The organism is Microcystis sp. 49638_E5 (assembly GCF_021300285.1).
Lineage (GTDB): Bacteria > Cyanobacteriota > Cyanobacteriia > Cyanobacteriales > Microcystaceae > Microcystis > Microcystis aeruginosa_C.
In genome coordinates, this window is record NZ_JAJTDH010000015.1 from 1 (window position 1) to 23,578 (window position 23,578).

Annotated in this window: 31 protein-coding genes and 1 pseudogene; 18 read left to right on the plus strand and 14 right to left on the minus strand. The window is 44.0% G+C overall.

Going from position 1 to position 23,578, the window contains the following annotated elements:
- Window positions 1–107 precede the first annotated feature (107 nt).
- Complete coding sequence (locus LW728_RS06800) at window positions 108–659, plus strand: PEP-CTERM sorting domain-containing protein (RefSeq protein ID WP_287765877.1); 552 nt, start codon at window positions 108–110, stop codon at window positions 657–659.
- A 154-nt stretch (window positions 660–813) separates the two neighbouring features.
- On the opposite strand, the pseudogene LW728_RS06805 reads toward LW728_RS06800, so the two are convergent.
- The 4 genes and pseudogenes from LW728_RS06805 to LW728_RS06820 form a co-directional block, all read right to left on the minus strand.
- Window positions 814–903: pseudogene (locus tag LW728_RS06805) on the minus strand (transposase); the annotation flags it as partial.
- 48 nt (window positions 904–951) lie between these two features.
- Window positions 952–1,113, minus strand: coding sequence for a hypothetical protein (locus LW728_RS06810; RefSeq protein ID WP_159036963.1), 162 nt, complete (start codon window positions 1,111–1,113; stop codon window positions 952–954).
- A 228-nt stretch (window positions 1,114–1,341) separates the two neighbouring features.
- Entirely contained in the window at window positions 1,342–1,551 is a 210-nt protein-coding gene (locus LW728_RS06815; protein WP_002732654.1) for a hypothetical protein, read from the minus strand.
- The gene (locus tag LW728_RS06820; RefSeq protein WP_287765880.1) at window positions 1,538–2,029 is read right to left on the minus strand and encodes a type II toxin-antitoxin system VapC family toxin; all 492 of its coding nucleotides are present in this window, start codon (window positions 2,027–2,029) and stop codon (window positions 1,538–1,540) included. Before LW728_RS06820 ends, LW728_RS06815 begins: the two co-directional genes overlap by 14 nt.
- Window positions 2,030–2,241: 212 nt before the next feature.
- Here LW728_RS06820 and LW728_RS06825 point away from each other — a divergent pair, with 212 nt between their 5' ends.
- The 4 genes from LW728_RS06825 to LW728_RS06840 all read left to right on the plus strand — a co-directional run bounded on the left by LW728_RS06825 (window position 2,242) and on the right by LW728_RS06840 (window position 3,781).
- The gene (locus tag LW728_RS06825; protein WP_002753441.1) at window positions 2,242–2,466 is read left to right on the plus strand and encodes a DUF433 domain-containing protein; all 225 of its coding nucleotides are present in this window, start codon (window positions 2,242–2,244) and stop codon (window positions 2,464–2,466) included.
- A gap of 2 nt (window positions 2,467–2,468) precedes the next feature.
- Complete coding sequence (locus tag LW728_RS06830) at window positions 2,469–2,831, plus strand: DUF5615 family PIN-like protein (RefSeq protein ID WP_002803120.1); 363 nt, start codon at window positions 2,469–2,471, stop codon at window positions 2,829–2,831.
- A gap of 507 nt (window positions 2,832–3,338) precedes the next feature.
- Window positions 3,339–3,563 carry a type II toxin-antitoxin system HicB family antitoxin gene (locus LW728_RS06835; protein ID WP_002779120.1) on the plus strand — a complete coding sequence of 75 codons (225 nt, stop codon included), beginning with the start codon at window positions 3,339–3,341 and terminating at the stop codon, window positions 3,561–3,563.
- Window positions 3,560–3,781 carry a type II toxin-antitoxin system HicA family toxin gene (locus LW728_RS06840; protein ID WP_008195914.1) on the plus strand — a complete coding sequence of 74 codons (222 nt, stop codon included), beginning with the start codon at window positions 3,560–3,562 and terminating at the stop codon, window positions 3,779–3,781. Before LW728_RS06835 ends, LW728_RS06840 begins: the two co-directional genes overlap by 4 nt.
- Before the next feature lie 326 nt (window positions 3,782–4,107).
- On the opposite strand, the gene LW728_RS06845 is transcribed toward LW728_RS06840, so the two are convergent.
- Genes LW728_RS06845 through LW728_RS23140 form a run of 3 tightly spaced genes read right to left on the minus strand, consistent with a single transcriptional unit; the run spans window position 4,108 to window position 5,925 of the window.
- On the minus strand, window positions 4,108–4,905 hold the full coding sequence (locus LW728_RS06845) for a hypothetical protein (protein ID WP_193977875.1): 798 nt from the start codon (window positions 4,903–4,905) through the stop codon (window positions 4,108–4,110).
- Window positions 4,902–5,687 carry an SMODS domain-containing nucleotidyltransferase gene (locus LW728_RS06850; RefSeq protein WP_287765883.1) on the minus strand — a complete coding sequence of 262 codons (786 nt, stop codon included), beginning with the start codon at window positions 5,685–5,687 and terminating at the stop codon, window positions 4,902–4,904. Before LW728_RS06850 ends, LW728_RS06845 begins: the two co-directional genes overlap by 4 nt.
- Window positions 5,688–5,709: 22 nt before the next feature.
- The gene (locus LW728_RS23140) at window positions 5,710–5,925 is read right to left on the minus strand and encodes a KTSC domain-containing protein (protein ID WP_193977879.1); all 216 of its coding nucleotides are present in this window, start codon (window positions 5,923–5,925) and stop codon (window positions 5,710–5,712) included.
- 456 nt (window positions 5,926–6,381) lie between these two features.
- Here LW728_RS23140 and LW728_RS06855 point away from each other — a divergent pair, with 456 nt between their 5' ends.
- Window positions 6,382–8,712: a heavy metal translocating P-type ATPase gene (locus LW728_RS06855; protein ID WP_287765886.1), complete on the plus strand. Its 2,331-nt coding sequence runs from the start codon at window positions 6,382–6,384 to the stop codon at window positions 8,710–8,712.
- 199 nt (window positions 8,713–8,911) lie between these two features.
- Here the strand turns inward: LW728_RS06855 and LW728_RS06860 are convergent, their stop codons facing one another.
- A complete protein-coding gene (locus LW728_RS06860; RefSeq protein ID WP_002734498.1) occupies window positions 8,912–9,253 on the minus strand; it encodes a hypothetical protein in 342 nt (113 codons plus the stop codon).
- A gap of 12 nt (window positions 9,254–9,265) precedes the next feature.
- Between LW728_RS06860 and holB the strand changes: the two genes are divergently transcribed.
- Both holB and LW728_RS06870 read left to right on the plus strand, forming a co-directional pair.
- Entirely contained in the window at window positions 9,266–10,231 is a 966-nt protein-coding gene (holB, locus tag LW728_RS06865) for a DNA polymerase III subunit delta' (protein WP_287765889.1), read from the plus strand.
- A 37-nt stretch (window positions 10,232–10,268) separates the two neighbouring features.
- Complete coding sequence (locus LW728_RS06870; protein ID WP_287665817.1) at window positions 10,269–10,481, plus strand: neurohypophysial hormones like protein; 213 nt, start codon at window positions 10,269–10,271, stop codon at window positions 10,479–10,481.
- A 97-nt stretch (window positions 10,482–10,578) separates the two neighbouring features.
- On the opposite strand, the gene ftsH2 is transcribed toward LW728_RS06870, so the two are convergent.
- The gene (ftsH2, locus tag LW728_RS06875; protein ID WP_287765892.1) at window positions 10,579–12,495 is read right to left on the minus strand and encodes an ATP-dependent zinc metalloprotease FtsH2; all 1,917 of its coding nucleotides are present in this window, start codon (window positions 12,493–12,495) and stop codon (window positions 10,579–10,581) included.
- A 398-nt stretch (window positions 12,496–12,893) separates the two neighbouring features.
- On the opposite strand from ftsH2, the gene LW728_RS06880 reads away from it, so the two are divergent.
- Together LW728_RS06880 and LW728_RS06885 are read left to right on the plus strand one after the other, a co-directional pair.
- Window positions 12,894–13,079 carry a type II restriction endonuclease gene (locus LW728_RS06880; protein WP_287665842.1) on the plus strand — a complete coding sequence of 62 codons (186 nt, stop codon included), beginning with the start codon at window positions 12,894–12,896 and terminating at the stop codon, window positions 13,077–13,079.
- A 15-nt stretch (window positions 13,080–13,094) separates the two neighbouring features.
- Window positions 13,095–14,027, plus strand: coding sequence for a DNA adenine methylase (locus tag LW728_RS06885; protein WP_287765894.1), 933 nt, complete (start codon window positions 13,095–13,097; stop codon window positions 14,025–14,027).
- Window positions 14,028–14,282: 255 nt separating this feature from the next.
- Here the strand turns inward: LW728_RS06885 and LW728_RS06890 are convergent, their stop codons facing one another.
- A complete protein-coding gene (locus LW728_RS06890; RefSeq protein ID WP_287765896.1) occupies window positions 14,283–14,582 on the minus strand; it encodes a hypothetical protein in 300 nt (99 codons plus the stop codon).
- 218 nt (window positions 14,583–14,800) lie between these two features.
- Between LW728_RS06890 and psbX the strand changes: the two genes are divergently transcribed.
- Window positions 14,801–14,920, plus strand: a complete 120-nt coding sequence (gene psbX, locus LW728_RS06895; protein ID WP_002733679.1) for a photosystem II reaction center X protein — start codon at window positions 14,801–14,803, stop codon at window positions 14,918–14,920.
- A gap of 45 nt (window positions 14,921–14,965) precedes the next feature.
- On the opposite strand, the gene LW728_RS06900 is transcribed toward psbX, so the two are convergent.
- Together LW728_RS06900 and LW728_RS06905 are read right to left on the minus strand one after the other, a co-directional pair.
- Entirely contained in the window at window positions 14,966–15,613 is a 648-nt protein-coding gene (locus LW728_RS06900) for a ComF family protein (protein ID WP_287765898.1), read from the minus strand.
- Window positions 15,582–15,881, minus strand: a complete 300-nt coding sequence (locus LW728_RS06905) for a DUF1816 domain-containing protein (RefSeq protein WP_287765901.1) — start codon at window positions 15,879–15,881, stop codon at window positions 15,582–15,584. The genes LW728_RS06900 and LW728_RS06905 overlap by 32 nt, the downstream gene beginning before the upstream one ends.
- Before the next feature lie 255 nt (window positions 15,882–16,136).
- On the opposite strand from LW728_RS06905, the gene LW728_RS06910 reads away from it, so the two are divergent.
- Genes LW728_RS06910 through LW728_RS06920 form a run of 3 tightly spaced genes read left to right on the plus strand, consistent with a single transcriptional unit; the run spans window position 16,137 to window position 17,479 of the window.
- Window positions 16,137–16,496, plus strand: a complete 360-nt coding sequence (locus tag LW728_RS06910) for a ferredoxin thioredoxin reductase catalytic beta subunit (protein ID WP_002803092.1) — start codon at window positions 16,137–16,139, stop codon at window positions 16,494–16,496.
- A gap of 9 nt (window positions 16,497–16,505) precedes the next feature.
- On the plus strand, window positions 16,506–16,931 hold the full coding sequence (locus tag LW728_RS06915; protein ID WP_002803089.1) for a DUF309 domain-containing protein: 426 nt from the start codon (window positions 16,506–16,508) through the stop codon (window positions 16,929–16,931).
- A 47-nt stretch (window positions 16,932–16,978) separates the two neighbouring features.
- Window positions 16,979–17,479: an LptA/OstA family protein gene (locus tag LW728_RS06920; protein WP_002803086.1), complete on the plus strand. Its 501-nt coding sequence runs from the start codon at window positions 16,979–16,981 to the stop codon at window positions 17,477–17,479.
- A gap of 14 nt (window positions 17,480–17,493) precedes the next feature.
- Here the strand turns inward: LW728_RS06920 and LW728_RS06925 are convergent, their stop codons facing one another.
- A complete protein-coding gene (locus LW728_RS06925) occupies window positions 17,494–17,625 on the minus strand; it encodes a hypothetical protein (RefSeq protein WP_002803080.1) in 132 nt (43 codons plus the stop codon).
- Window positions 17,626–17,660: 35 nt separating this feature from the next.
- On the opposite strand from LW728_RS06925, the gene lptB reads away from it, so the two are divergent.
- Both lptB and LW728_RS06935 read left to right on the plus strand, forming a co-directional pair.
- Window positions 17,661–18,389, plus strand: coding sequence for an LPS export ABC transporter ATP-binding protein (gene lptB / locus LW728_RS06930; protein ID WP_002782446.1), 729 nt, complete (start codon window positions 17,661–17,663; stop codon window positions 18,387–18,389).
- A gap of 31 nt (window positions 18,390–18,420) precedes the next feature.
- A complete protein-coding gene (locus tag LW728_RS06935) occupies window positions 18,421–19,590 on the plus strand; it encodes an LptF/LptG family permease (RefSeq protein WP_002803077.1) in 1,170 nt (389 codons plus the stop codon).
- Between the two features lie 36 nt (window positions 19,591–19,626).
- On the opposite strand, the gene rsmI is transcribed toward LW728_RS06935, so the two are convergent.
- Window positions 19,627–20,466 (minus strand): 16S rRNA (cytidine(1402)-2'-O)-methyltransferase, encoded by an 840-nt coding sequence (gene rsmI, locus LW728_RS06940; protein WP_287765904.1) that lies wholly within the window; start codon window positions 20,464–20,466, stop codon window positions 19,627–19,629.
- 383 nt (window positions 20,467–20,849) lie between these two features.
- Between rsmI and LW728_RS06945 the strand changes: the two genes are divergently transcribed.
- Both LW728_RS06945 and LW728_RS06950 read left to right on the plus strand, forming a co-directional pair.
- Window positions 20,850–20,966, plus strand: a complete 117-nt coding sequence (locus tag LW728_RS06945) for a photosystem II reaction center protein I (protein WP_002732356.1) — start codon at window positions 20,850–20,852, stop codon at window positions 20,964–20,966.
- A gap of 140 nt (window positions 20,967–21,106) precedes the next feature.
- Window positions 21,107–23,500, plus strand: a complete 2,394-nt coding sequence (locus LW728_RS06950) for a DUF3769 domain-containing protein (protein WP_287765907.1) — start codon at window positions 21,107–21,109, stop codon at window positions 23,498–23,500.
- The last annotated feature ends 78 nt before the right edge of the window (window positions 23,501–23,578 follow it).

Here is a 23,578-nt window from a genome sequence, read left to right on the forward strand (position 1 = left end):
CGATTTTGTCTCTTAAAACCCTGATTAATCGGTTTTTAGAGCTAATTTTGACTCTTGGTCTAATCTGCCTGTCTTCCTTGCTGTGACTGACTTACAAATTTTTGGAGATGTCTACTGTAGGGGACAAAGTTTTTTCCAACTTCTCTATCACTGGTAGTACAGTTGATCTACAAGACGAAATAACCATTGGCTTCGTTAGTGGTGTCTTCCAGTTAAACTACTCTGCTAGTCTTGGTACCAATATGGCTTTGAAGACACCAGGCACCCTTAAATATAAGGTAACCATTCCAGCCACTTTCACCAACGAATTTGCTGCGGCTGGTACAAATGCACAGGGTAGTACTATGGTAGCAACCTTCAGTAAATCACTTACTGCGACAAATTTAACTCCCAGTACTCTGAACTTTGTTTCAACTGGTGGCACCGTTGTTGGCACGTTCAGTGCTGGCACAAAAGCCATTGACGTAACCTCCGCCTGGACTCTGGATAACCCAAACTCCTTTATCAACGGTTTCTCTGACCAGTACGTCCAAAATCCTCCTGATCCGACTCCGATTGCGGTTCCTGAACCCTCTGCGGTTCTAGGTTTGGCCGCCCTTGGTTTGGCGGGTGTCGTGGGCAGATCTGTTTCAAGATCGTTACACAACAAGCAGCAATAGATCAATAAAGCATGAGGACACCTCGAATACATTTTGGTCGGTTTTTTTTAAATAACTGATACCATTTTCTTTGATTAGTCGCGGGTGTCCCACACCAGCGATCTGGGAGTGGCAGGGGGGTTGAGGGCAATTAATCATCTCTGCCATTATTTTAAAGATCTTTTTGTCCTACACTCTGATTTTCTTGCCAATATCTAAGGCATTTATTGCGAACAAACTGAACTGTCCGAATAGCCTCATCAATGGCTTGATATTGAGATGGTTTTCCTCCAAGCTTTGCGTATCGACCGAACTACCGCCAATTATTATAACATACTAAAATTAGGTTGACAACTGTTCTTAGTGGTGATTCACTGTTGCTATAACTGGCGGAACCTTTCATCTCATCGGTAAAACCGAGGGTTCCTTCAAGCCGACATTTTAAGTAAAGACCATCCTTGCCTACTTTTTCCATGATCCTAGCCGCCGAAACTGGACTAAAAACCGCTACTCTAGCCCAGTAGGGTGTGTTAGCGTCAGCCTAACGCAGGAATTTTGAACATTAGATAAGGTGCGTTACATCTCATTAACGCACCCTACAAGATCGGCGATCTGCTATGCAGTGCCTTCGGCATCGCACTGATAATAGACAACTTTAATGAGCGTATCGGTTAGGCCTAACGGCTAAGTTGAGCCGCCACGATTAGATTTGAGATTCTTGTGGTTCATCCTGTTTTGGTCGGCTCCAACGACTTGTTAGACCTTGCTTTGGTGGTAAGCTGACTACCTGCCTGCCACTTTCTGCTTGTCTTTTTTGCCAATCTACAAACATTGCATCCAAATCGTAGTTAAAGGATTTAGCGTGTTCTTCTCGAAATTTATGAATTTCATCTAAAATGTCATCTTGCCACATCGTTATAATCTCCTAAAAGTTCGTAAGGAGTACAAATTATGGGTAACTCGTATCCCAAATCAAGACTGAGCTCTGCCAACTTCCTCTGAATTTGAGCGTTGGCAATATGTTTACAGTTCCATGTTAACAAGTAATCTAGCCCGTGGACAGTCGCCGCAGCAATGTGAACCGCATCATCAGAAGCTTTGGCAGGAAGGTTGCTTCGTATAAGAAACTGGGCTGCCAAGTTGCGTACAGCTTGATTGAGTTCAACCAAAGGCATTTCATTGACAATTTCTAACCTTTTCAAAGCAATCTCTGTATCTCCCTTAGCGACTTCATCTAAAACAACCTGTGAAATATAGAGAACAAAATCATTACGGCGATTTTGCCACCAGTCCCTTGTCGTTTCAATATTACCAGCAACAACCAAATTTCGGGTCGATCTGGCTGTCAGATAGCCAATAACGCTGGTTTCAATATAGACGCTTTCACTCACGGCACTTTCTGAATTTTATTTGTCCCTCACTCTATCGCATTTGAGCTTTATTTTGAGGGTTTGCGAGGGAATTAGTGCGTTACATTTCATTAACGCACCCTACAAGATCGGCGATCGCACTTGACTCGCTGGTCGGCATAACGGCCAAGTTATACGGCTTTTTTTGTGCAATGTGATCTAAAATAAAGGCATCTTACGACTAGGTGACAACAATGTATAAAATTTCTGTTAACCCTCAAATTCATTTTGGGAAGCCCTGCATAGAAGGGACGCGCATCACTGTGCAGAGTGTTCTTGAGTTGCTAAATGAGGGACTCTCTTTCAGTATAATTATTCAGGATTATTACCCTGATTTACAAATTGAAGACATTCGTGCTTGTCTGCAATATGCTATCGCTTTAGTAGCGGCTGAAGACATTAAACTCGTGTCGGCTTAATAATGAAATTTCTTCTCGATCAAGACGTTTACGCAATCACTGCGAGATTTCTGATTGATGCCGGACATGATGTGGTTCTTGTTGCTCAGCTTGGTCTATCACAAGCTAGTGATGAAGAAATACTTAGGACATCTCAGCAAGAAAATCGTATCCTCGTCACACGAGATAGGGATTACGGGAATCTTGTTTTTGTCAGAGCAGTTGGAACTGGAGTTATTTACCTTCGGGTATTACCCACGACAGTTAATGCAGTTCATGGGGAATTAGCGCGAATCATCAAAAATTACTCCGAAGTGGAACTAGCAGGAGCATTTATAGTCGTAGAACCGGATGGTCATAGGTTTAGAAAGCCGTTGCTTTATTAAGTCAGGTGCAACGTTGTGTTATGCCCCGATCGCTTTGGCAATCACTTAATCTTGACGATCGATATGATGTAGGGGGTTTTAGCGTCAGCCTAACGCAGGAATTTTGAACATTAGATAAGGTGCGTTACATTTCATTAACACACCCTACAAGAGCGGCGATCATACTCCCCGTTAACGCTCCTTGCGCCTATCTGTTTTGGCTCTGATTGCGTCCTTGTTCCCCGCTTCAGCCTCTAGATTTCCGAGTCCAGTCACTGGGGGCAGGTCGGGAGTCACTGTGTCCCTTACAGGGTAGGTCTTTCACCTACATCCTTTTTGTCAGTTATGCTGTTTTATCAGCACTCTAGGCTATTTATTCCCCTAGAAACGAATCGCACCGTTACACTTCGTTAACGCACCCTACAAGAGCGGCGTGCTGCTACGCAGTGCCTTCGGCATCACACTGGTTCTAGAACATAAAATGTTAATATTTGAATGAAACAACCAAATAGTTATCGAGCAATGATTATGGTTAAACCACAAGCTGAATCCAGCCGTAAAGTACTTCTCTATCCTGGTGAGGATAGTTACTTTGTTGTCGAAGTTCCTAGTTTGCCAGGATGTATTAGCCAGGGAAAAACTCGTGAGGAGGCTCTAGCCAATATTGAAGAGGCAATCGCTCTGTATATCGAAGTTTTACAGGATCGGGGTGAACCTGTTCCCAATGATACGGTTGAGGTCATTCTGGTATGAGTAAATTACGTGTTATCTCAGGCGCAGAATGTGTAAAAGCACTTGAGCAAATAGGCTTTGCCGTAGAGCGTCAGCGTGGAAGTCACATGATTTTAGTACGTGAAGCTCCCAAAACAACAGTCTCGGTACCAGATCATAAAGAACTAGATCGAGGTACTTTACGCGCAATTATTCGGCAAGTCGGCTTGAGCGTTGACGAATTTGTTGAGCTTTTATAAAGCACTTTACTATGGGATTACACTCCCACAGATAATTCAGAATTTTCCGGTTCTAGAGCAACCCATAAAATTGTCGGCATAAACCTGCAAAATATCATCGGTACGTTACACTTCGTTAACGCACCCCACAAGATCGCACTGAAACAGTCCAGTAGGGTGTGTTAGCGTTAGCGTAACGCACGAATTTTGAACATTAGATAAGGTGCGTTACATTTCATTAACGCACCCTACAAGATCGGCGATCGCACTTTCGGACTTAACAGAGAGTATCGATACGGTCGGTGTGCAACGGGCTTGTTAGACATGGCAATGGTATAAATTTAGCACTAATCAATTTCGTTCTGCATGTCTAGTTCTTCACAAATTTGGTTCCATCGCTTACTTAGAGATGGATTTAACTTCTGAAAGTCATTTGTTGAGAGCAGTATCCCTGCGGTAGATTTTGCTGCTTCATAGGTCGCGAAAGCATTAAGCACATTTGCGGTGGCACAAGGAGAATCCTGTCCTAATTTATGCAGAAAATGGGAATAAAGTTCGTCATACGTCCGCTCATGACGAAATCGAAGAATTTCAAGTTTTAGCCATTCAGAAAGAATTTCACCAGAGAAAACTAACTGTGTAATCCATGTAAGCAGTTCAAGATTGTCATGGCGGAGAGAAAAAGCAATAAGCCAAGCTAGAAGATATCCAAAAATAATGATTCGCTTCCGCCCCAGCATTCTTGACGCAATTTCCTTGCTAAAGAGGGCATTTTCCATAGTATTTGCCCCAAGGCGTTGCACTGACGGAGAAAAAGAATTGTTGTAGTAGAGAGATGTATGATCGTGGGAGAGAGGTATTCCAAATGAGTTGGAAAGCAGTTGCTTTCTTCTCATTAATTCTGCTCGCGGTACTAGGTATAAGCTCGATACTTGAGAAATACTAAAGTATGCCAAGACCAAAACAAGGAAAAATGCTTGGATAATATCTGCTGTTGCCTTTCCGAGAATTGAAGCTGAGTATGGCATAGCGAACGACAAGGCTGCAATGCCCCAGAAAAGCAATGCGCTAATCATCCCAAGTTTCTCGATTGGAGCATAATATTGGGAGACCTCATCAACTCTTTCTAAGCCTTTATTATTCATAGAGATGGTACGATTTTTTTGATTTCTGACTCCGCACTAGCAGGCATATTATTGTTCTCATACTCTTTAGCTTTTCTTGCATGTTGCTTGGCACTATTAACTTTATCTTTGATGGATTGAGCAGTATCATATGAGCAATCAAATCCTGACCAGAACTCGTAAAAGTAGTCTTTAAGAGCCGAGCATCCCCAAAATGATCGATTAACAATATATTGTTCTATTGAAAATGAGGTGAAGGGGTACCCCTTTTGTGTATTCCAATATTTTATCAATCTAACCAATGGCTTGATTTGATAGTTATTGCTCTTATTCTTATCTTGAAGTAATTGATTAGTTCCGGAGGGATCTGTACTCGTCCATTCAAGCCAAGATGATGCTGGTGAGGGAATCTGATAACTATAGTTGTAAATTGCTGGAACAAGCTCAAAATTGATGTGATTCAAAGATAAGACAATTGTTGGATGTGATTGGTAAATTTCTGATTTAGAGTACTTTAGCTCTACAAAACGCCTAAGACGGTCAAGATAAGTTTGTGGCTTTTTCTGGCCGTCAGATGTACTAAACACAACCATGTAATCTATGTCAGAATATTTGTCTGCTTTACGTGGAAGAATAGTACCACGAGTACTTGAACCGAATTGAAAGTGACCTGTCACCGTACTGCCAAAGTATGAAGTCAGCCTAGATGAAAGTGTGTTGATAGAGGTAGAAATACTCGACTTTTCCAATTCAGATAGAACTAGAGTGCTTGCTAAATCTGTTAGGTGAGAGTTTACAGACATGATTCTTTAGTCTTGAGATTACTTAGCCGACCTTTCGGTAAGCATAACCAGCTTTCTTAATGTGCTGATCAAAATACGATCCGTGTGAGCTAGCTGTCATCAAGCCTGAATGAACCGATGACGGAACACCTGAATATTGGTAAATGCCACCATGAAGAAATTCAACTTCTAGTGTTTGAGTATTTGGGTCGTATCCGACCGATGCAAGATTTGATGAAGATACTGGCACCCTATTCATTTATATCCCTTTGTTTATTTGTCTGTCTAACTATATATTATGCGGAAATTTTCCGTATATCACGCCAAATACACATTTTTTAAAGAATCTTTCTGTATATTACGCTCAAATGGAGCGATCGCGAGAAGTTTTCCGTACAATATTACGATAAGCGTGTTATGCCGATTAGCGTACTCTGTGATGAACCCTCCCCCACTGATTTGTTCAAAGTTTTCTCGTTGTGCGACTGTCAGATGAACTTTATCTCGCCTACATCTTCCCATGATTGATGTCCTCAGTTGAGCCTATCTATTGCCCTATTTTAGCTGTGTCAGTCCACTACCAGATCGGCTACCTAAAATTTCAGCTATCTGTAATGAAATTTCATCTATCTGTAACCCTACAGGCCAAAATAGTTTAAAAATCCGTCGATAATTTCTAGGATAGAAGTAAAGACCATCCTTGCCTACTTTTTCTATGATCCTAGCCGCCGAAACTGGACTAAAAACCGCTACTCTAGACGTAAAAGGCATGAAATGCGCCGGCTGTGTGAGTGCCGTAGAAAGACAACTCAGCCAAAATCAAGGGGTAAAATCGGCCCAAGTTAACCTAATCACGGAAATTGCCGTGATTGAATACCAACCAGATGCGATCGCACCAGAGCAGTTAGCCGCAAAATTAACCGCGATTGGATTCCCCACCCAACCGCGCAGCTCATCGACTCCCCTTTCTCAACAAAATCAACGGCTGCAAAACCAACAAAAAGAACGGCAACAACAATTATACCGATTAGCGATCGCTTGTTGTTTACTGGTTTTTTCCCTGATTGGTCACTTACACCACATCGGGGGACCAGAAATCCCCATCTTTCAAAGTATTGCTTTTCACTGGACTTTAGCCACCCTAGCCATTTTATTCCCCGGCCGCGATATTTTCATCGATGGTTGGCGCGGATTACGGCACGGGATGCCAAATATGAACACTCTCGTTAGTTTAGGCACAGGTAGCGCCTATATAGCCAGTTGTTTGGCTCTTATCTTCCCTAATCTCGGTTTAGAGTGCTTTTTCGATGAACCAGTCATGCTGTTAGGTTTTATTCTCCTCGGACGGACTCTAGAAGCGCATTCCCGTCATCGCGCAGCCGCAGACTTAGAAGCGCTTACCTCCCTACAACCGGCAGTGGCTCACCTGATTGGTAGTACAGATGACCGTGTGGGCGTGGCGATTCCAGTGGAACAGCTGCGCGTCGGGGAATGGGTGCGCGTCTTACCCGGGGAAAAAATTCCCGTGGATGGGGAGATTATTCAGGGAAGAACCACGGTAGATGAAGCTTTGTTAACGGGGGAATCGCTGCCGGTGGTTAAGGAAATGGGAGAGCTAGTCATTGCTGGCAGTTTCAATCTCTCTGGTGCGATTGCGGTGCAAACTCGTCAGGTGGGGACCGATACCACCCTAGCTAAGATTATCGCAGCCGTGGAATCAGCCCAAACTCGCAAGGCCCCGGTGCAGAAGATAGCGGACCGGGTAGCGGGTTATTTTGCCTACGGAGTGATGATAATTGCCCTAATTGTGCTGCTCTTTTGGTATTTTTGGGGAACTAGGCTCTTTCCAGAGGTGTTAGGGTCAACCACAGGACACCACGAGATGATTCAACCCACTTCTCCCCTACTTTTGTCCCTAAAATTAGCGATTTCTGTGCTTGTGGTCGCTTGTCCCTGCGCTCTCGGTTTAGCCACACCGACGGCCCTACTGGTGGGAACCAGTTTAGCAGCCGAAAGGGGTATTTTGATTAAAGGGGGCGATGTTTTGGAAACCGTCTCGCGACTGCAAACGGTGGTTTTTGACAAAACGGGAACCCTTAGCCAAGGTCATCCGGAAATTACCGATTGTTTGAGTTTTTCTATCCTTAATTCCCTGGAAATTCAACAATTAGCGGCAGTAGTGGAGAGTGGTACTAATCATCCTCTCGCTCAGGCGATTTTAGACGCGGTTACTCCCCCTACTAATCTGACGGGGGAAGATTTTCAAACTGTGGCCGGATTGGGAGTTTCGGCAAGGGTGCAGGGGTCGAAAATTGTTCTAGGAAATCGGCAATGGTTGGCGCAGAACGGCATTAAAATCGATGAAACTATCAGGGGGATTCAAGAGCTTTTACAAGCGGGTAAAACGGTGATTTATCTGGGGATGGAAGAACAATTACTCGGCGCGATCGCTTTTCAGGATCGATTGCGTCCCGATGCTCAAACAACCGTGAATCAGTTACAAAAACTCGGTTTAGAGGTGATTTTACTCAGTGGAGATCGCCAAGAAGCGGTGACAGCGATCGCTAATAGTTTGGGTATTAGCCAATTTTATGCCGAAGTTGCCCCCACCGAAAAATCGGCCTTAATTGCCGACCTACAGACAAAAGAGGGCAAAATCGTGGCTATGGTCGGGGATGGTATCAATGATGCTCCTGCACTAGGACAGGCTAACATCGGTATTGCTCTGGCCGGTGGCACGGAGGTGGCCATGGAAACAGCCGGGATCGTTTTAATTAGCGATCGCCTGGAGGATGTGGTGCAATCTCTGCATTTAAGTCTGGCCACATGGCAAAAAATCCGACAAAATCTTTTTTGGGCTTTGGGTTATAATACCTTTGCTATTCCCATTGCTGGTGGTTTATTACTACCCCGTTGGGGTCTAGCTTTCAGTCCGGCCCTAGCAGCAGCTTTAATGGCTTTTAGTTCGGTTATGGTAGTGAGTAATTCCTTGCTTTTACGTCGTCAATTTCCTCCGCTCTCATCGACGAAGGAAAGCGAAAATTAAAGCAATTACCGATTTTTTCTCGATAAATCCATCAAGCACCAAAAAGAGCGACTCTCTTATTCTTTGTGTGATAAGTTTCACTGATACAGGAGCGATCAATCTCTGTGTATTCTGTGTCTTTGTGGTTCGTTACCCAAGAGAGCCAAGATGGTATTTTGTCCCTGTCTTTGTCAGTTGACGGAGACAGGAACAAATCGGGTTAAGCGGTAATTCTGGTCAGGGATTGGCCTTGATAATTGTTGGTAATAATCTGGTGAATAGATTCAAAAAATCGCCGACAACGATTATTAGTTCTCAGGGGCAATTCATGATTTTTTACCAATAAATCGATCTGAAGTTCCGAGCTAGTGGGAGGATGAATAAACAATTCCACTTTCACTAACTGGGGAAAGAAAGCATCGTTAGGAACTTCCGATAAAAGCAAGACATCGGTCCGGCGCTTGATGATTTCAAATTCACCCAAACTTAATATATCATCGTATAAAAACCCGGTCTGATGAGGAGAAATCCCGACAAAATAGGAACAGCAATAGCGAGCCATGGCAGGGAAAAGATGATAAATTGGTCAAGGTTAATCGGTCAAAATCAGGCCATTGAACTACTACAAAGAGCGCTTGAAGTCAATTCGATCGCTCCCGCTTACTTATTCGCCGGCGCTAGGGGGATCGGACGCAATCTGGCCGCAAAATGTTTCTGTCAAGACTTGTTAACTAGAGATCGATCGCCGGAAGCAAGAGAATTAATCCTGAAACGCTTTCTCGGGGGCAATCATCCCGATTTACTCTGGATTGAACCCACTTATCAACACCAAGGCAAACTGCTCACCGCAAAAGAAGCACAGGAAAGCAATCTCAAGCGTAAAGCCCCCCCGCAAATCCGCATCGAACAAATTCGCGAGATTACTAACTTTTTAAGTCGTCCTCCCCTGGAATCGGCCCGCTCTGTGGTGGTGATCGAGGAAGCAGACACCATGACGGAATCGGCGGCAAATGCGCTCTTAAAAACGCTTGAGGAACCGGGGAAAGCCACTTTAATCCTGATTGCTCCCAGTCCCTCCTCTTTACTACCGACTCTCGTTTCTCGCTGTCAACATATCCCTTTTCAGCGTCTTTCGGAAGAAAATCTCGCTCAAGTCCTCCGCTCTAACGGACACGCTCGCGTTCTCAATTATCCGGCAATTCTCGGTTTAGCCCAAGGTAGCCCCGGAGAAGCGATCGCTGCTTTAGAATTTCTCGACAGTCTCCCCCAAGATTTACCGCGATCTTCCGGCAAATTTCCCCTAAAACTCTCCCAAGCACTGGAATTAGCCAAAATTATCGCTCAAAATCTTGACACGGAAACCCAATTATGGTATGTGAGTTATCTTCAGTATGAGGATTGGCAACGACGACGAGAGCGATCGATTTTAGAAATCTTGGAAAAAACCCGCCGGCAGCTGTTAGCCTACGTTCAACCCCGTTTAGTCTGGGAATGCACTTTCTTGGCATTAGCCAAGCTATCCACCGCCCAAAAGCCTTAAAATTGTTATATTTATCGATCGAGTGGGGAGAAAGACCATGAAAATCAAATCCTTAGTTTTGCTGATTCTGTTAACCTTGACTACGGTTTTAGGCGCTTGTCAGGGAGGAAAAGAAGCCGAAGAACCGAAAAATGGCTCTCCTGCGGTGGAATCCCCCCAAAAAAACGAAGATAGCGATGAAGACGGGGAAAAGCAGCAAAAAGACGGTGATAATGACCAGAATAAAGGCGATGACGATGATGATGACTAGGGTTTGCGGCAAAAAGTTTTTCTTGGGGGCAGGGTGTGGGGTGTGGGGTGTGGGGTGTAGGGTTTTACCGATTTTGAAGGGGTCAATTACCTAATTTTCAGGGAAAAAGTCCCTGAATTTTCCCCCCGATCACTCCCATATCTGGTACTTTTTGATTTACAAAATAGGCGTATTCAGCCACAATCTGCCGGAATTCTCCCCCATCGATCGTTTCTTTTTCGATCAGCAGGTCCACCACTCGATCGATCACTTCGCGATGATCCCGGACAATTTGCCGAGAAATTTCATGACAGTGTTCCACGATCGATCGCACCTGATCATCGATGCGAGTAGCGACCTTCTCAGAATACTCGGAACGAGTCATCAAACCGCCACCGAGGAACACCTCACCCCCTTGACTTTCTAGGGACAAAGGACCCAAATCGCTCATCCCGAAACGAGTCACCATCTGACGCGCCATATCAGAGACTTGCTGTAAATCGCCACCGGCACCGGTAGTCACCTCATCATAGCCGAAGATTTCTTCCTCAGCCGCCCGACCACCTAAAGCACCGGAAATCCGGGCCATTAACTGCGCTTTCGTGGTTAAACCCTGTTCTTCGTTGGGAGTGAACCAAGTTAAACCCTGGGCCTGTCCCCGGGGAATCAGAGTCACTTTCTGGACGGGATCGTGATCTTTTAAGAGCGTACCCACGATCGCATGGCCCACTTCATGGTAAGCGATTAAGCGCTTGCTCTTGCTATCGACTAAAGGAGTGCCTTCCATACCGGCGATAACGCGATCTACCGCGTCATCTATCTCCAGGAGGGTAATGGCATCTTTACGACGACGGGCGGTTAAAATTGCCGCTTCGTTCAGTAAATTGGCTAAATCTGCTCCACTGAACCCCGGAGTGCGACGGGCGATCGCTTCGATGGAAACGTCGTTGGCCAGCTTTTTATTGCGGGCGTGAACGTCTAAAATCTCTAAACGACCTTTAAAATCGGGCGCATCCACGGTTATTTGCCGATCAAAACGGCCTGGACGCATGAGAGCGGAATCGAGAACATCGGGGCGGTTAGTGGCGGCAATGATGATAATTCCCGTATTCCCCTCGAAACCGTCCATTTCTGTCAATAATTGGTTTAGGGTTTGTTCCCGTTCATCGTTACCACCACCGATACCGGCACCCCGTTGACGACCTACCGCGTCAATTTCATCGATAAAGATTAAACAGGGAGCATTTTCCTTGGCTTTTTTGAACAAATCGCGCACGCGAGAAGCACCGACACCGACGAACATTTCCACAAATTCCGAACCGGAAATGCTGAAGAAAGGTACACCCGCTTCACCGGCGATCGCTTTAGCCAACAGGGTTTTACCCGTACCAGGAGGGCCAACTAACAGGACTCCTTTGGGGATTTTGGCACCGACGGCGGTAAATTTCTCCGGTTGTTTGAGGAAAGTGACGACTTCCTGTAATTCTTCCTTCGCTTCGTCAATTCCCGCCACATCATCAAAGGTGATGCCGGTTTTTGCTTCCATCTGGAAGCGAGCTTTTGATTTACCAAAACTCATCGCTTGACCGGGGCCGCCTGGGATATTATTAGAACGGCGGAACAGGAAAAAGAGAGCGGCAATCAGCAAAAAGGGGAAAAGTAGATTACCGAGGAATCCCCACCAAGCGCTTTCATTCCGCATCGGGTGAGCATCGAAACTAATTTTAGAATCGCGTAAACGGGCGATCAAATCCGGGGAATTGGCCGGTAAATCGACCCGTAGGCGTTGTACTCGGTTTTCTAGTTCTGGATCTAGGGCCTGTACGATCGCGGTTCTGCCCCCTTCGTAGAGATCGACGCTAACAACCCTACCACTGTCTAGGTATTCTAGAAAGCGTCCGTAGGTCATGCGGGTAGTGGCGGTGTTATTGCCGATATTACTGGTGGCGGTGGCAAAAGTGCCTTGCCAGAGGAAAAAACCGACCACAAGGGCGGGCAATGTCCACAGTAAAATCGTTTTCCAGGATAGTTTCATGTTTGTTTAGTGGTTCTAGGATAAAGATTTTTGCTTAACTCATTTAGCTGTTTTTGTCAAGGATTTTAGGTTATTTTTTCGAGATTAATCCCCGCAGCCAATTAAATCTTAACTAAATGTAACGTAATTCTCATAATTCTGACAAGAATGGTGACGAGAGATTTTGGCTCTCTTGGGTTTGGTGGGTAAAATGTATTCTAAGATACATTCCTCCTAGCGGGGGGGTGGAACGAACCACAAAGACACAAAGGACACAAAGATTGATCGCTTCTATGTAAGTTAAACTTATCACACAGAACCGAGAAGAGCCAGATTTTTTTGGTTCATTTGTTCTAGCAAGAGTCTCATGGTTTCTGGGATCAGCTGTACTGAATTTAAACTGCCTCAAGGTATATACTATATCTATTGATACGAAAATCATCTCTAAGATATTAGAATTGCTTCTTTTTCCCATATTTGATAATTTTGCTAGATGTAACCAATTAAAGATAGAGTTAGTATCTCAACAAAATTTTTACCCTGATTTGACCTTTATTCACGAGCCAACAGGAGCTAAGTTTGCTGTGGATAGAAATTACTATTGATGAGGAGAGTGTTTAGTGAAGTTAACGCCACTTGTGCCACCGATTAAGTGTCAAGGAATTAAAACTAAATTGGTAAAAGATGTTAAAAATATTGTGTCTGATCTGAGCTTTGGGCGTTGGATAGAACCCTTTTCTGGATCGGGGGTGGTGGCTTTTAATATTAATCCCAAAAAGGCTTTACTTGCGGACACAAATACTCATATTATCCAGTTTTATAATAATCTAAAAAATCAATTTATTACCAGTAAAACTGTGAAGCTTTTTTTGCAAGAAAATGGTCAAGTTCTTAAGGAGCAGGGAGAAAGTTATTATTATCAAGTACGAGAAAGATTTAATCAATCTCCTAATTCTCTAGATTTTTTATTTCTCAATCGCTCCTGTTTTAATGGCGTGATGAGATTCAATCGTAAGGGGCAGTTTAACGTACCTTACTGTCATAAATCAGAACGATTTTCTCAAGCATATATTACCAAAATAGTCAATCAAGTTATTGCCCTAGAAAATATTCTTATTAAAACTGATTATAATTTTCAAGTTGCTGACTTTCGAGAGACTTTATCTAATTGGCAAAAAACAGACTTGATCTATCTCGATCCTCCTTATTTAGGGAGACACACCGATTATTTTAACTCTTGGTCTCAAGAGGATGAAGATTGTTTGGTGACTATTTTAAAGGATATTTCTTGTCGGTTTATTTTGTCCACTTGGCACAGTAATCAGTTTAGAAGCAATCCTTTAATTAAAAAAAATTGGAGTGCTGATAAGTTTTATATCTATACTAAACAGCATTTTTATCATGTGGGTTCCACAGAAAAATTACGTCATCCGATCACCGAAGCGCTCATTACTAACTTTAACATTCCCTTGTTGCCAGAGCGAGGAACTGATTTGCAACAACTGTCATTATTGCCATCGACAGCAGAAAATGAGGGAGTGAGAACAGTCTAGAAGATGCCTAGTTGCTAATTCTCACTCCTTACTATTTAGGGTTTGCTGAATAAATCTAAAAACCTTATCCAACAAAGTTTTTAGACTTTTTTTCCCTCAAAAAGTGCCGACCATTGGAGTGATTGGGGGGAAAATTCAGGGACTTTTTCCCTAAAAATTAGGTAATTGACTCCCTCAAAATCGGTAAAACCCTACACCCCACACCCCACACCCCACACCCTGCCTCCACGAAAGACTTTTTGCCGCAAACCCTATTTATCCTTGGCTTTGGCGCAGATGGTCGTTAATTTGGCGTTTACGCTTTTCTTGGGGGGTAGTGCTAGTAATTTCGCCAAAATCTTGACTACTCATGGAAAGATGGGACATTATCTTTCTTTTGCGCTCTTTAGCAGTTAATTCCGGTGAAGGAGTTACTGGAGGCGGCGCTGCCACGGGTTCCGCTGCCACCGGGGGAGTTTCCACAATTGGCAGCGGTTTTTGGGGAATATAGTCAGCACCAGTGGTACTTCTGGAGAGATGATCGAGAATGCGCCGTTTGCGATCGTCAGTAGCCATAAAAATCTTTGCCAGTCTAGTGTGAACTTTTGTAACTATCACCCATTGTCAAACATCCCTATCTCCTTGAGAAGTCAAGGGAGATTTTATTTTCAGCGATTGAAGACATATAAAACCTGCGATCGCATTTATCTGGTCGTGGAACTGGGGGCGTTCTCGCCCAAGGTGATAAGATAAAAAACTAAGTCTTTGAAAATATGACAAAGGATTTATCTATCATGACACCCTCTTTAGCTAACTTTCTCTGGAGCCTTGTTTTAGGTGCGGTTATCGTCCTGATCCCCGCCACTATCGGTTTGATTTTCATCAGTCAATACGACAAGATCAAACGCACTTAATTTAATTTAACCCTAAAATGCCTAGACCGATTCCGTCTGGGCATTTTAGCTAATTTTGGAACTGGCAACAGCGATCGCACCGACTACCCGATATCCCTCTGTGCGTAAAACCTGCACAGCTTCCTCGATCGTGGTTCCTGTGGTATAAATATCGTCAATTAAGAGAATCGGCACTGATTTGGGTAAATTTTTCCCCAGTTGAAAAGCCGCTTGCATCGTCTTTTTTCTCGCCTCGGCTGCCAGACTAAATAAAGCTGCCGTGTTCTTAATCCGAATTAATCCGCGACTAGCCAGAGGATAACCGGTTAAACGACAAAAACCTTCGCCAATGACTTCTGCTTGATTAAAACCCCTTTCCTTTAATCTTTCTGGGTGGAGAGGGATAGGAATCACCGTCAAACGTTTATCGGTGAGGGGAGGACGAAGCAGCCAAGTTTCCCCCATGCAACTGCCTAGCAAAGAGCCGAGAGCGGGATGGCGATCATATTTCATTTTAGCGATCGCCTGTTTTAATTTACCTTCATAGCGTCCCCAGATAAACAGGGGAATAGAACCACGCCAGAGAAAAAGCGGGTTATTCTGACGATAGGCCTGTAATTGTCCCTCACAATCACGGCAAAGCTCTCGATCGCTCTGCCGTTGACAAAGAGGACAGGGAGACTTAAGAAATAAAGCGAGAAAAGGTTCGAGCATGGGAAGCAAAAGTTTTAGCTAGATGCTGATTTTCATCGTCAAAAACGGTCAAATAATGGGGATTACTCCGCTCGATCGAAAGACTAATCCCTTGCGCTCCTTCGGACTCTATATCCTGTAGATAACCCCCCTGATGCTGTTGTGCTTCCTCAAAAGAAGCAAAGGGACCAAAATAGTAGATACAGTGGGGATAAAGGGAGGTAATTTTCAGCCACCAAGGTGTGTTATCGTCAGAAATTTTATTTGTCTCCAAGAAAGATAAAATCATGTTCTGGTAGTGATAGGGGACAGGGATTGCAGGAATCAAGGACAGGTTTTGAGGAACTTTGCCCCTATAATTCCGATCTGCTGGCCAAAAAGTCGAGCTTTTGGCCAAAGAGAGTCTTTTTATCGTATTAGATTAACAAGGGGATCGGTCGCAAAATCAAAAGAGATTCTAAAAATTCCCCTCAGCCAAGGGGAAGCGGATCGAGATAGGATAGTAAAGAGTTTTTTTGTAGAAAGCTAAGGGGATCAGATAACTATGAGCCAGATCACGGACACGGATAAGAGTCTTGAGGCGATGAAGAAGTTTGCCGAACAGTACGCTAAAGGTACAAATACTTATTTCTGTAGCGATCTCTCGGTGACAGCGGTAGTAATTGAGGGATTAGCGCGTCATAAGGACGAATTAGGCGCTCCTTTATGTCCCTGTCGTCACTACGAAGACAAAGAAGCGGAGGTAAAAAATACTTTCTGGAATTGTCCCTGTGTGCCGATGCGGGAACGGAAAGAATGTCACTGTATGCTGTTTATTACCCCCGATAACGAGTTTGCTGGGGAAGAACAGGTAATTTCCCTCGACTATATCCAAGAAGTCCGCGAATCGATGAAGGGGCATTAGTATAGGGTAATGACAGCCAGCGCTTTTGGGCAAGGAATCGACGAATTTAATCGCCAGCAATTCTATGCTTGTCATGATACCCTAGAGGCTTTGTGGATGGAGTCCGCAGAGCCTGAAAAAACCTTTTATCAAGGCATTTTGCAGATTGCTGTCGCTTGTTACCATCTAGAAAATAATAACTGGCGCGGAGCGGTAATCCTTTTGGGAGAAGGGGTTAGACGTTTGCAACACTATCAACCCGATTACGAGGGGATCAACGTGACGCACTTGGTGGGGGAGAGTTTGGATCTATTAAACTTTTTACAGAATCTCGATCCCCAAGCTTTACCGGCAGTGCTAGAAGCGATGAAAAGCAATCAGGAACATCCTCATGCCCACCTCGATCGATCTATCTGTTCTCTGCCGAAAATCCTCAAAAGTCATCCCGTTCTCTAAAAAGCTAGATTAGTTAGTAAGTACAAACGTCTATAGGTGACATTTCTATGAGAGCAAGATACGCAAAAATCAGAGGATGGCTAGTTTCCCTCGTTTCTACTAGCTTAATCATGGGATTAGGTACTTCTCCCCTAGTCAAAGCACAGCAGAATATTGTACCGGGTAATGCCATGACAGTGCGATCGGATATTCAGGAGGCGAACTCAAAAACCGGGGTAATTACTGCTCGTGGTAACGTACAAGTGTTCTATCCTGCTCGCAAAATGCAGGCCACTTCCGCTCAAGCTCAGTATTTTAGCCGCGAACGTCGTTTAGTGATGACGGGTAACGTTTACGTTTTGCAGGAAGGCAACAGTATCCGCGCCGAAACGATGACTTATCTTGTCGATGAGGGCAGATTTATCGCTACTCCCCAAACCAGTCAGCAGGTGGAGTCAATTTATTTAGTCAAAGATAACGAAACTTCCCCCCAACCGGCTGCTTCTCCGACACCCGCACCCATACCTTCCCCTTCCCTCCCCGCTGCTCCAATTATTAACCCGCAGTGATTAGGAGTCAGGAATCAGAATTCAGGAGGAGATAGGGTGATAGGGTTTTGGGGTGATAGGGTGATGAGACAGCTTCCCCACGTCCCCACTTCCCCATTTCCCACTTCATAATTCATAATTCCCCCACTTCCTAATTCATAATTCATAATTCATAATTCATAATTCCCAACACCGGATAAAGATGACTTTAGTATTAGAAAATATCCATAAATCCTACGGTAAAAGGCTCGTGGTTAACCGGGTGAGTATTACTGTTGCCCCGGGGGAAATTGTCGGGTTATTAGGACCAAATGGTGCGGGAAAAACCACAACTTTTTATATCGCCACGGGATTAATTAAACCGAATCTGGGGCGCGTTTGGCTCGATCAAAAAGAAATTACCAAATTACCCCTTAATCAAAGGGCGCGTCTGGGTATTGGCTATCTGACGCAGCAGGCCAGTATTTTTCGTTATTTAACTGTATCAGAAAATATTCAGTTAGCCCTAGAACAGTCGGGAGTTCCCTTTTCCCAACGGGCAAATCGTCTCTATGATTTATTAAAAGAATTTCGCCTCGATAAGATTGTTCGCACTAAAGGAGCCTACGTTTCCGGAGGAGAAAGAAGGAGGACGGAATTAGCTCGCGCTTTAGCGGTGGGAGTCAACGGACCGAGATTTTTATTATTAGATGAACCTTTCGCGGGGGTGGATCCGATCGCCGTGTCCGAGATTCAAGCGATGATTGCTGGTTTAAGGGATCGTCAGATGGGAATTTTAATTACTGATCACAATGTGCGAGAAACTTTGGCTATCACTAATCGGGCTTATATTATGCGCGAAGGGCAGATTTTAGCGGCGGGAAGTGGCGAAGAACTTTATAATAATCCTCTGGTGCGTCAGTATTATTTGGGTGATAATTTTTTCAGATAATTGTTATTAATAAAAATCGCTGCATTATATCATGAAAGTTGGCAATTGGCAAGGAAATTTAAGTAGAATACCCGGATTTAGCATCTTAGACCGCTATATTTTTGTCGAGTTATTATTGCCCTTTTTATTTGGTATGGGTTTATTCACTTCTTTGGGAGTGGCGATCGGTACTTTATTTGATTTAGTGCGACGGATTACTGAATCGGGTTTACCTTTTACTTTGGCCTTAAAAATTCTCTTATTAAAAATGCCAGAGTTTATCGTTTTAGCCTTTCCCATGTCGATACTTTTAGCGGCTTTAATGGCCTACAGTCGTTTAGCCAGTGATAGCGAATTAATTGCTTTTAAAAGTATTGGAATTAGTGTTTATCGCCTAATAATTCCCGCCATTGTGCTAAGTTTAATAGTGACGGGATTAACCTACGTTTTTAACGATTATGTGGCTCCAGCTGCCAGTTATGAAGCTAATGCTACCATGACCAAAGCCCTACGACCAAATCGCAAATCTTTTATTGAAGATAATATTATTTATCCTGAATACGGCAAAGTGCGGCCAGCGAATGGAGGGGAAGCGCAAACGGTATTAAGAAGGTTATTTTATGCCGAAAGATTTAACGGTCAAGAAATGTTAGGTTTAACCATTCTCGATCGCACCCAACCGGAAGTTAATCAAATTATTACCTCAGAATCAGCTTCTTGGAATATTGAAAAAAATATCTGGGATTTTTATAACGGTACAATTTATCTAATTGATCCTAAGGGTTCCTATCGTAATATTGTCCGCTTTCAACATCAACAATTAGCCCTACCGCGTACCCCTTTAGATTTAGCTTTTCGGGCGCGAGATGGTTCAGAAATGACCCTTAGACAAGCGCGGGAATACCTAGAAATACTGCAATTAAGCGGCAATCCCACCAAAATTAGAAAATTGCAGGTTCAAATCGAGCAGAAAATATCTTTACCCTTTGTTTGTTTAGTTTTTGGGATGATTGGGGCAGCCTTGGGATTGCGTCCCCAAAATTCTAATAAAGCCACCAGTTTCGGTATTTGTATTGTCCTAATTTTCTCCTATTATCTCCTATCTTTTGTCACCAGTTCCTTAGGCATTGGCGGAGTTTTAACCCCCTTGATGGCCGCTTGGTTGCCCAACATTTTAGGATTAACTGCCGGGGGAATTTTGTTACTTCAATCGGCTAAGTAATCGAGGATTAGCGGTGGGAATAAAAGTTAATAATCATCAAATTTCTAGGGCTAATTTGTATAAACGACTGCGGGATAAATTAGTAACCTGTGCTAATTGTCTGCTGGCTTGCGATCGACTAACTCCCCGTTCTATAATTTGTTTTAATTCCCGTTTTAATTCCTCCTCGGATAATTGGATATTATCGGTTTTATCTTTGCCCATAACTACGATTGTAAATTCCCCTTTAGGAGTTTTATTCTCCTGATATAAATTAATCGCCTCGGCGATAGTTCCTCGCCAAATTTCTTCGTAAAGCTTGGTTAATTCCCGACCTAAAACTATCTTTCTCGTTGGGCCGAAAGTTTCGCGTAAATCCTCCAAAGTCTTAATAAGTTTGTGAGGTGCTTCATAAAAAACCATCGTTCTTGTTTCAGTTTTTAAACCCTCTAAGCGCTCTTGTTTCAGCTTTTCCTTACCCGGAAGAAATCCTTCAAAACAGAATCTTTCCGTGGGTAATCCCGACACCGCTAAAGCAGTAATTACCGCCGTTACTCCGGGGATGGGAACCACTTCGATATTAGCTTCTATACAAGCTTTAATTAACTCATAACCCGGGTCAGAAATCCCCGGCATTCCCGCATCAGTAACCAAAGCGATATCCTGACCTTGGCTGAGAATATTTAATAACTGATCGAGACGGGAAAGGCGATTATGTTCGTGGTAACTAATTTGAGGGGTTGGAATATCAAAATGCTGTAATAATTTGCCCGTGTGTCTGGTATCTTCGGCAGCAATTAGAGAGACTTTTTTGAGAGTTGCCAGGGCCCGCAAAGTCAGATCGTCTAAATTGCCGATCGGCGTTCCCACCACATACAATTTACCGATATTATTCATAAATTGGCTAAAAATAGGCTATTTAGTCGTATTTTAAGTGATCAGTACCCAGTAATCAGTAAACTAAAAACTCGGCTCTCCCAGGTTTGGTGGGTAAAATGTATTCTAAGATACAGTCTTGGGGCAGTGAGTGGAACGAACCACTCCAGACACAAAGGACACAAAGATCGATCAATCCTCTGTAAGTTAAACTTATCACACAGAACCTAGAAGAGCCAAAACTCACATCTGCTCACCGCTCACTGATAACTGCTCACTGATAACTGATAACTGAAGACCGATCGCTTTTCTCTGTTCAGGGATCGCCCAAATGGGGTAAAGTAGGTCAAGGTATGCTCACCCCTGTTATTGAATTAATCTAGTCTAAGGAGAACGTCTTAGTAATGTTAACCCTAAAAATCGCCGTTTATATCGTTGTTTCCTTCTTTGTCTTACTTTTTATCTTTGGCTTCCTTTCTGGCGATCCTACCCGTAACCCCGGACGCAAAGACTTTGAGTAGAAGACAATTAACAAACCGGTTCTAGGGTAAAGGCACAGGGAACAAGTTATTAAACTTTCCCTGTCTCCCTAGAAATAATGATCATGGTAGTATCAATGAGGTTCGCTCGTCCTCTATTTTGATCGCCGACTCGTGCAGTCATGTCTTTTTTTATCTTAGCTGTTGAACCACCTGCCCTGATTAATACTGTAGCCGAACCGGAAACGGAGGAGCGCCAAGTTGCTGAAAATATTCCCACGTCTGTAGTTCCCCTCCCTGTCACCCCAGCACCTCTAGAGGCAAAAAAGCCTTCAGAAGAGAGCGTTTCTATTCCCCTCACCGTCACTCCACCCCCGGAAACCGTCGAGGTAAAACCCTTGGTTCCCGATCAGGGTATTCCCCTAAAACCTTTACCTAGTAGTGCGGGGGATGCGGCAGCTTTAGGAAAACCCCTTTCTGTTCGGAATTCTCCACCCCCCGCAGCCGTTGGTGTCACTATTCATCCCGAAACCGAGATAGTTTCAGGATTAAATCAAAAAGCTCTTAACCAGAAAAATGGCTTAACTCGGATATTAGTGCGGAAAAAAGGCGAAAAAACCAGCCAAGAATACTTGATTTCCCTCAATAACAGCCTAGATCAGGCCGCGAATCCAGAAGGGGAAAGACCCCTAGAATTAGTGGCCGATGAGCAGGAATTTGACCAAAATCGGCAGATTATCACCGCTAGAGGTAATGTCACCCTGCGTTTTGCCCAAAGTGTACTAACGGCCGATCGCTTACAGATTAATCTTCCCGAAAAGTTAGCGGTAGCGGAGGGCCAAGTGATCCTAACCCGGGGAGATCAAATCCTGCGCGGCGATCGCTTTGAATATTATTTCGTCCAGGATAGCGGTGTGGTATTTAATGCCAATGGGGAGATTTTTCAACCCAGCACCGCTAGGGATTTAGGACAAACGCTGCCCACGGATGTGGGTGCGGGGGCCAGCAGTTCTTTTGGAACCCTAACCGATCGTTTGGCATTAAATCAACCCTTGCAGAGAATCACTACGGGAGAGGGTTTTCAATTTGTCGTCGGGGGACAGGATCCCAGTCGGCGTGATCGACAGAATATTAGTAGTCCATCGGGGGGAACGATTAATCGTGTCCGTTTTCAGGCCGAGCGCTTGAATTTTGATGGTAAGGTGTGGAATGCCACTAATGTGCGTCTGACAAATGACCCTTTTTCCCCCCCTGAATTGGAAGTTCGGGCCAATTCCGCCACTTTTCGCAGTACCGGCCCTTTTACCGATGAGTTGCGGATGAGTAATTCCCAGTTGGTTTTCGATCAACGGGTAGTGGCCCCCACTTTTATTAATAGTCTTACTTTCGATCGCCGTCGTCGTCGTCCTTTTTTAATTGCCCCGGGCTATGATGGGGAGGATCGGGGCGGATTTTTCGTAGAAAGTCCCCTAACTTTAGTGGAGACACCGAAGACTATTTTTGAGTTGACACCGCAATATTTAATTCAAAAAGTCCTTAATCCCGATGCTTTTCCCTCAGCTAACCCCGGAGGTGGCGAAGTTTCGCCCCTTAGTCCGAAAGCTTTTGGTTTATTGGGCAATTTTGCCACTAATTTCGGTGAGCGCTCGTTTTTGCAAGCAACAGCCTCTTTTTCTAATTTAGATTTGGAACAGATCGAAAATAGTGTTCGTTCTAAGATTCGCTTTCAACAGACGATCGGACAGTTGCAGGATCCCTATCTGCTCAATGTGGAGTACAATTATCGCGAGCGTCTCTTTAACGGTTCTTTGGGTTTTCAGACGGTTAATAGCAGTTTTGGGGCAATTTTGACCTCACCTGTGATTGTCATCCCGAATACGGATATTAGACTCAGTTATCAAGCTTCTGTTCAGAATATTAACGCACCCACCGATCGCAGTAATCTCTTAGCGGCCAATGCAACGGATAATGTTACTAATTTAAGCCGTTTTCAGGGTGCTGTCTCCCTCAATCGCAGTTTTTTACTCTGGTCTGCCCTTACTTTACCACCGACTCCCGACCAAGGTTTAAGATTTTCTCCTCTTCCCGTTCAACCCTATATTGCTATTGTCACTGGTGTCACTGGTGTCACCAGTTATTACACTAATGGAGAGACGCAAAATTCCGTCACGGGAACCGTGGGATTATTAGGGCAGTTTGGGCGTTTTTCCCGCAATTTTCTCGACTATACCGGGTTTAATATCAGTTTTAGTCAGGGTTTGGTTAACGGACAATCACCCTTTTTCTTCGATCGCTTTGTTGATCAACAAACAATGTCCTACGGTATAAATCAACAGGTATATGGTCCGATTCGTGTGGGTTTTCAGAGTGTTTATAGTATCGATCAAGCGAAGGAAATCAGTACAGAATATTTTCTCGAATGGAGTCGTCGCACCTATAGTTTAATTTTGCGCTATAACCCGGTGTTGCAGTTGGGAATACTCAACATCCGCGTGTCGGATTTCAACTGGACAGGCAACCCCGGCTATTTTGAGGGCAGCGATGTCCGTCCAGTGGTGGATGGAGTAACCCGTTAAGACTACATGGGAATTATGAATTATGAATTATGAATTATGAATGATGAATTATGAATTATGAATTATGAAGTGGGGTGT